The organism is Variovorax sp. P1_H12_2, from assembly GCF_056405335.1.
In genome coordinates this window covers 1-6,822 of the sequence record NZ_JBFUCI010000358.1, presented here as the reverse complement: position 1 = coordinate 6,822, position 6,822 = coordinate 1, and the positions used below count along the sequence as shown (strand labels likewise).

7 protein-coding genes are annotated in these 6,822 nt (G+C 68.7%); all 7 read right to left on the bottom strand.

What is annotated here, in order from left to right:
- Positions 1-398 (bottom strand): ferredoxin reductase (locus tag AC1D2K_RS26880; protein ID WP_478092421.1); only part of this gene is annotated, 398 nt, incomplete at its 3' end.
- Positions 399-405: 7 nt separating this feature from the next.
- Positions 406-1,425, bottom strand: a complete 1,020-nt coding sequence (locus AC1D2K_RS26875; RefSeq protein ID WP_478092419.1) for an ABC transporter substrate-binding protein — start codon at positions 1,423-1,425, stop codon at positions 406-408.
- A gap of 41 nt (positions 1,426-1,466) precedes the next feature.
- Positions 1,467-2,867 (bottom strand): FAD-binding oxidoreductase, encoded by a 1,401-nt coding sequence (locus AC1D2K_RS26870; protein WP_478092417.1) that lies wholly within the window; start codon positions 2,865-2,867, stop codon positions 1,467-1,469.
- 141 nt (positions 2,868-3,008) lie between these two features.
- Complete coding sequence (locus AC1D2K_RS26865) at positions 3,009-3,890, bottom strand: ABC transporter permease (RefSeq protein WP_478092415.1); 882 nt, start codon at positions 3,888-3,890, stop codon at positions 3,009-3,011.
- On the bottom strand, positions 3,868-4,668 hold the full coding sequence (locus tag AC1D2K_RS26860) for an ABC transporter ATP-binding protein (protein WP_478092424.1): 801 nt from the start codon (positions 4,666-4,668) through the stop codon (positions 3,868-3,870). The genes AC1D2K_RS26865 and AC1D2K_RS26860 overlap by 23 nt, the downstream gene beginning before the upstream one ends.
- Before the next feature lie 2 nt (positions 4,669-4,670).
- Positions 4,671-5,492 carry a creatininase family protein gene (locus AC1D2K_RS26855; RefSeq protein WP_478092413.1) on the bottom strand — a complete coding sequence of 274 codons (822 nt, stop codon included), beginning with the start codon at positions 5,490-5,492 and terminating at the stop codon, positions 4,671-4,673.
- 202 nt (positions 5,493-5,694) lie between these two features.
- Positions 5,695-6,822: AMP-binding protein (locus tag AC1D2K_RS26850; RefSeq protein WP_478092411.1), on the bottom strand; the 1,128-nt coding region annotated here is incomplete at its 5' end.

Below are 6,822 nucleotides of genomic sequence, written 5' to 3'. Positions count from 1 at the left end.
GCCTGGGCCATCGCCAGCAGCGGCGTCATGCCGATGCCGCCGGCCAGCAGCAGGTGGCGGCGGGCCTCGCCGCGGATCGGAAAGCTGTTGCGCGGCGCGCTGATCGGCAGCAGGTCGCCTTCGCGGACGCGGCCATGCATCGAGGCCGAGCCGCCGCGGCTGTCGGTCTCGCGCTTGACGCCGATCAGGTAGCGCGAGGCCGCGCTGCCGTCCGCGCCGGCGTCGCTGGCCAGCGAGTACTGGCGCGAGAAGCCGCCGGGCATGTGGACGTCGATGTGGGCGCCGGCCTGGTAGGCCGGCAGCGCGCGGCCGGCCGGATGCACCAGTTCGAAGGCCAGGATCTCCGGCGTCTGGCGCGCGATGCGCGCGACCCGCACGGTGAGGTTTCGCTCGACCATGGCCGGGCTACTTGGCGGCTGACTTGCGCAACTCGACCCCGGTGCCCTTGTTGACGAACTGCGTGGTGTAGGCGTCGCGGTAGTTGAAGTCGGTGGGCTTGTAGAGCCCGGCCGACACCGTCTTGTCGTAGAAGTCCTTCATGCGCTCGTCGCTGATCGCGCCGATGCCCTTGGTGGCGGCGTCGCCGACGTCGATGTGGGCGCGCAGGATCGGGATCGATTTCTCGATGTAGTCGTCGCTGATGTCCGGGTTGATCTTCTGGATCATCTCGTCGGCCGCCTTGCGGTCGCCGTAGAGGTAGTTGTAGGTGCCGATGTTGGTRGCCTCGACGAAGCGGCGCACCACGTCGGGCTTGGTCTTCACCAGGTCCTGGCGGGTCTCGATCACCATCCCGTAGGTCGACCAGCCGGCGTCGGCCAGCGACAGCACCACCGGCTTGAAGCCGGCCTGCTTCTCGACCGCCAGCGGCTCCGAGGTCGCATAGGCCTGCTGCACCGCCTGCTTGTCGGCCAGGAACTGCGACAGGCTGTAGTTGTACGGGCGCACCTGCTCGTCGCGCATGCCGTAGGCCTTCTTCATCCATTGCCAGTAGCTGATCTGGCCGTCCTTGGCCAGCAGCACGGTCTTGGCGCGGGCCAGGTCGGCGAACTTCTCGAAGCCCTGGCCCGGGTGGGCGATGATGGCCTGCGGGTCCTTCTGGAAGTAGGCCGCGACCACCACGGTCGGCACCTTCTGCTTGATGTTGTCGAAGGCCATCAGCATGTTGCCGGTCATCAGGAAGTCGACCTTTCCGGCCGGCAGCATCGGCCGGTTGTTGACCTGCGGGCCGCCCTGCTGGATCTCGACATCGAGCCCGTACTTCTTGTAGGTGCCGTCGGCCAGCGCCTGGTAGAAGCCGCCGTGGCCGGGCTGGGCGCGCCAGTTGGTGGCCAGCACCACCTTGTCCTGGGCGAAGGCGGCGAAGGCGCTGCCGGCGAGCACGGTGGCCAGCAGGCTGCGGGCGATGAAGCGGGAGTCGGATTGCATCGTGGTTCCTCGGGTTGTGTCTCTGTCGGGGTGTTGCGGGTTCAGGCGTCGCGCGCCATGTCGGGGTGCCAGCCGCGCGTCTTGCCGGGGTTCATCAGGCCCATCGGGTCGCTGCGCTTCTTGAAGTCGATCTGCTGCGTGTCGATGGTCTTCATGCCGCCGTCCTCGATGGTCACGACGTGCGGGTTGAAGATCTGGCAGCCGCCCTGCGATTCGATCTCGCGCATGACCTCGTACTGGTGCGCCTCGCCCTTCCAGCGCACGAGCAGGATCGAGAAGGTGCCGTACTCGCCGCCGGCGCGTGCGAACTCGTGGTGCTGCAGCACGTCGTCGCCGAAGATCTCGATGTGGCGGTCGACCACCGCGGGATCGAAGGGCTGGGCGTAGGCCACCTGCAGGTAGGTCCAGCTGCGGTCGACCTTGAGCGCCTGCAGCGTCGTGTGGTTGTAGGCGCATTCGTAGGCCGGCGGCAGGCCGGCCGCCTGCAGCTCGGCCTCGGTGCCTTCGAGCGAGACGCGGCCGCCGTGCGCCGCGACCAGCGCGCGAAAGGCCGGCATCGACCCGGGCGCGACCATCGCGAACATCGCATGGCGGTCGGGCGGGAAGTGCTCGCCCAGCGTCGCGTAGTAGGGCGAGAAGCGCGCATCGACGGCCGACAGCAGGAACAGCTCCAGCGCCRGCGTGCTCGCGGCCACGCCGAAGTCCAGCACCCGCCGGTAGCTGTCGAACAGCGCGATGCAATGCACCCATTCGACCGCCGGGCTCAGCGCCACCTCGACCTCGGTCAGGATGCCGTTGGTGCCGTAGGCGTGGTGCACCTGCTGGATCTCGTCGCCGTGCAGCTCGATGATCCGCGGCTCGCGCTCGACGGTCATGATGCGCGCGCGCAGCAGGTTGCCCGGGTCGCGCAGGATGCCGTGGCGGATCGAGCCGATGCCGCCGAAGCCGCCGGCGATGAAGCCGCCGATCGAGGCCACGTGCCAGGTCGAAGGCCACATGCGCAGCGCCTGGCCGGTCTCGGCCACCGCGAGGTCGATGTCGTGCATGCGGGCGCCGGCCTGCACCCGCACGCGGCCGTCGCCGATCTCGAGCACGCGGCTCATCGGCGTGACGTCGAGCACCAGCCCGCCTTCGAGCGGCACGCACTGGCCGTAGTTGCCGGTGCCGCCCGCGCGCACCGTGAGCGGCAGCTTCCACTTCGCGGCCACCGCCGCGGCCTGGCGCACGTCGTCCTCGGTCGAGACCCTGACCACCAGGTCGGCCACGCAGCCAGCGAGCTGTTCGGTCAGGATCGGGCTGTACCAGTAGAAGTCCTTCGAGAGCTGCTTGCGCTGGCTCGCCGAATCGATGACGTTGAGGCCATGCAGGTCGCGCCGGACGGCGTCCCAGTCGATGGCGCCTGTTTCAGGAAGGGTGTCTCGTTCAAGGACGGTCGAATTCATCATGTGCTTTTCAAGTGGCTCGCAGCCGTGGGTTCCCATTCCCTTCGTGGAACACCGCGGAACCGGCTTCGCCGGGCCGCTGGTGTTGCCCCCGGCAGGGGGGGCGCCCGGACACGAAGTGCCGGGCAACCTGGGGGCGAGCTACCTTTCCCTCCTCATTTCGCTCTCGTGCCAATGGCCCAGAACGGCGCGCGACAAGGCGGCGAACACGATGAAGATCACGATGCCCAGCAGGGACACCAGCAGCAGGGCCGCGAACATCATCGGGATCTCGGTGCGGAAGCTCGATTCGAGGATCCGCGAGGCCAGCCCGGTCTCGCGGCCCGCGGTGCCGGCCGTGAACTCGGCCACCACGGCGCCGACCAGGCTCAGGCCGCCGGCGATCTTGAGGCCGGCCATGAAGTAGGGCAGCGCGCTCGGCGCCAGCAGCAAGCGGAAGGTCTGCCAGGGCGAGGCCTTGTAGAGCTGGAACAGGTCGCGCAGGTTGCTGTCGGCGCTCTTCAGGCCGATGACGGTGTTCGACAGGATCGGGAAGAAGGCCACGATCCAGGCGCACAGCAGCAAGGCCGCGGTGGTGCTCGACACGTAGATCAGGATCAGCGGCGCGATCGCGATGATCGGCGTCACCTGCAGGATCACCGCGATCGGGAACAGGCCGATCTCGACCCACTTGAAGAGCGCGAAGGCGATTGCCAGCAGCACGCCGCCGACGATCGCCGCGGCCAGCGCGAGCAGCGTGAGCTTGACCGTRAACCACAGCGCGCTCGACAGCGTGTCCCAGTTGTCGATCAGGGTGGTGAAGATCAGCGACGGCGCCGGGATGATGTAGTGCGGCACATGGTTGACGCGCACCAGCACTTCCCACAGCGCGAGCAGGCCGGCGACGATCGCGATCGGCACCGCGATGCGCAGCAGCGACTCGCGCCGCCGCAGCCGCTCGTCGCGCGCCTGCAGCTGGGCGGCCGAGGGCGCGTCCTGCAGCTGCGCCAGCGCCGGTTGCTCAGTGATCGATGTCGACGCCATGGAGGGCTCCGTGCAGGGATTGCGACACCGCGGTGCAATGCGCGTTGTAGCGGGTGGAGGTGCGGAAGGCTTCGCCGCGCGGATAGGGTTCGTCGATGCGGATCTCGTCGATCACGCGGCCCGGGCGCGGCGCCATCACCACGATGCGGTTCGACAGGTAGACCGACTCGTAGACGCTGTGGGTGACGAAGATCACCGAGAAGCGGTGCTCGCGCCAGATCGCCAGCAGGTCGTTGTTGAGCTTGATGCGGGTCATCTCGTCGAGCGCGGCGAAGGGCTCGTCCATCAGCAGCAGGCGCGGCCGCGTGACCAGCGCCCGCGCGATCGACACCCGCATCTTCATGCCGCCCGACAGCTCGCGCGGATAGACGTCGGCGAAGCGCGAGAGGCCGACCATCTCGAGCACCTGCGCCACCACCGGCGCCGCTTCGTCGCGGCCCATGCCGGCGAGCTTGAGCGGCAGCCAGACGTTGTCGAACACCTTGGCCCAGGGCATCAGCGTCGGCTCCTGGAAGACGAAACCGAGCTCGCGGTCGCTGGTCGAGGCGACGCTGTTCGCGGCCGACCAGGCCACCTCGCCCGAGCTGATGCGGGCCAGGCCGGCGATCAGGCGCAGCGCGGTGCTCTTGCCGCAGCCCGAGGGGCCGAGGAAGCTGATGAAGTCGTGCTCGCCGCAGTCGAGCGTCATGCCCTGCAGCGCGAGGGTGCCGTTGGCGAAGCGCTTGCTGACGTTGCGCAGGCTGACCAGCGGCGGCGTGGAGGGCGTGGCTTCGGCCATGCTCAGCGCCAAGCCGGTTCGTTGGCCAGCCGCTCGATCGGGAAGCGATGGACTTCCTGCAGCAGCTCGACGAAATTCCGCCCGACGTGGTCGAGCACCGCCTGGCCCTTGGCCGCGGTGGCGAGCGTGGCATCCCCGGCCGCACCGGCCGGATTGATGTCGTGCATCTGCCAGCCGAGCTTGCCGGTCGGGGTGATCGAGAGGAACCGGTTCTCCTTCGCCAGGTCTTCGGTCAGCGAATGGAAGTTGCGGAAGTTCTCGGGCCGCACGTGGTCGGGCGTCAGGTGCAGCATCACCGAGCTTTCGAGGTCGCCCGCGTGCACGCCGTGCTTGCCTTCGTGCGCCGTGAAGAGGCCTTCGGGCAGACCCAGCGTGTACCAGTTGGCCGCCACCACCATCATGTCGTGCGACTCGCGCAGGTCGCGCGCGACGATGTCCATCACCGCCATCTGGCCGCCGTGGCTGTTGTAGAGCACCAGCTTGCGCACGCCGGCGCGGGCGACGCAGGCGCCGATGTCCTTCCATTGCGCGATCAGCGTCGAGGCCGACACCGTCAGCGTGCCCGGGTAGCGCGAATGCTCGTTGCTCTTGCCGTAGGCCACGGTGGGCAGGAACAGCACCGGCAGGTCGTCCGGCAGGTGCGGGATCGTCGCGCGCACCATGCCGTCGATGGTGGCGGTGTCGGTGGACATCGGCAGGTGCGGTCCGTGCTGCTCGGTGGCGCCCACCGGCAGGACGGCGATCAGCCGCGAGCGGTCGAGGCGGGAAAACTCTTCGCTGGTCAGGTCGGACCAGTAGCGGCTGCGCGGGCGGGCGGAACTCATCAAGCACCTCGTTCGTCGTGAAGGTGCCTAAATTATCCACTCGGTAAAGAAAGAGTCTTAGCGTTTACCCGAAAAGTTGTCACAAAGCCAAAGCCAGGAATACCGCGGAACTGGCTCCGCCGGGCCGCTGGTATGGCCCCCGGAGAGGGGGTGCCTGAGCCACGCGAAGTGGGCGAGGCTGGGGGTGATCTTGATCATTCGGTCAAATACGCCAGGCAATCTCGTGCCGCGCCTCCAGTCGGCCGAGCCGCTCGTCGATCTGTCGGGCCAGGGCGCCTTGCGCGGCCTCGGGGACGCCGCGGATGCCGATCGTGACCAGGCTGCCGTGCACCGCGTTCGCGCCCACCTCGACCTGGAAGCCGCCGGCCTGCGGAAGGTCGGCCAGCAGCTGGGTCACCACGCGCCGCGCGGCATCCCAGCGCAGCGCGGGCTTGAAGATCTTGCCCACGGCCGTCAGCGGCATGGGGTCGACAAAGAGGACGTTCACCGGCACCGCGGCACGCTCGGGCGTGCGTGCCCGGACGAAGTCGAGCAACGCCGCCTCGTCGAGCGCCGCGCCGGCCTTCAATTGCACATACGCGACGGGCATCTCGCCAGCACGGATGTCGGGCTGGCCGACGACCGCCGCCAGCGCGACGGCGGGGTGCTGGAAGAAGACCTCCTCGATCGCCAGCGGATCGATGTTGTGGCCGCCGCGGATGATGAGATCCTTGGCGCGGCCCGTGAGCCAGAGATAGCCTTCGTCGTCCAGCCGGCCCAGGTCGCCCGAGTTGACCCAGCCGGGCTCGACAAAGGCCTGGCGGTTGTGCGCGTCGCTGACGTAGCCCTTGAAGACGCCGGGCCCCGACATGGCCACCACGCCGATCTCGTTGACCGCGCAGTCGCCTTGCCAGCGGCCTTCGGCGTCGACTTTCACGATCCGCACCCGGCTGTAGGGGAGCGCGTGGCCCACCGACCCGATGCGCAGCGGGCGTTCGGCGTAGCTCATGGAATGAACGCTCGAAGTCTCGGTCATGCCGTAGACCTCCAGCACCGGCCGGTGCAGCAACTCGCCGTAGGTCTTGCAGACCGCCACCGGAATGGCAGAGCCGCCGCCCGAGACGATCTCGATGCTCGACACGTCGGCACCGCCCACCGGCACGTTCAGCGCGGCGGCGAGCACCGTCGGAACGCCGCCGAACACGGACGGCCGGTAGCGTTCCACCAGGCGCCACACGTTGCGGACCGCCTGGGGATCGCGCCAACCGGCGGGCGAGACCACCACCAGCGTGCCGCCGGCGCACAGCGTGGCCAGCCCCTGCGTGAGGGCGCCGCCGACGTGGAACAAGGG

Excerpts from the sequence above, each read along its gene's own strand:
- AC1D2K_RS26860 (WP_478092424.1), bottom strand. The coding sequence starts at position 4,668 with ATGGCCGAAGCCACGCCCTCCACGCCGCCGCTGGTCAGCCTGCGCAAC.
- AC1D2K_RS26855 (WP_478092413.1), bottom strand. The coding sequence starts at position 5,492 with ATGAGTTCCGCCCGCCCGCGCAGCCGCTACTGGTCCGACCTGACCAGC.